Below are 513 nucleotides of genomic sequence, written 5' to 3' on the forward strand. Positions count from 1 at the left end.
CTTGGGAACAGCGTAAGTTGTCGGATGTAACAGAAAGTATAAAGAATGGTTATACATACAGAGCTGATGGAAGTAGAGATCATAGATACAAAATTACAAGAATAGAAAGTATATCATCTGGAGTGATAAACACCGAAAAGCTCGGTTCTTCAGATGAGGTAAATGAGAATTATAGGCTTGTGGATGGGGATATACTTTTTAGTCATATAAATAGTCTCCCTTATATTGCTAATACAGCCCTTTATACTGCGGATTTAGGGGAAATATATCATGGAATGAACCTGTTAAATATACGTTCAAGGCATGAAGAAATAGATTCCCACTTTTTACTTCATTTGCTCAAAAAAGAATCGACCAGAGACTGGTTTAGAATAATAGCAAAGCCTGCTGTGAATCAAGCGAGTATATCTACAACAGAGGTTGGCTCATTCAAATTCTTAATACCAGGAATGGAAGAACAGAAGAAAATATCATCATCATTAGATAATCTCGACCACCTCATCACTCTTCATC

Annotated in this window: 1 protein-coding gene; it reads left to right on the top strand. The window is 35.9% G+C overall.

Annotated elements, in window-relative coordinates; genetic code table 11:
* Positions 1-17: 17 nt before the first annotated feature.
* Positions 18-513 (top strand): restriction endonuclease subunit S (locus DWZ69_RS11950; protein WP_243081058.1); only part of this gene is annotated, 496 nt, incomplete at its 3' end.

The sequence above is a fragment of the Eubacterium sp. AF34-35BH genome (assembly GCF_003477765.1).
Taxonomy (GTDB): domain Bacteria; phylum Bacillota; class Clostridia; order Lachnospirales; family Lachnospiraceae; genus Eubacterium_G.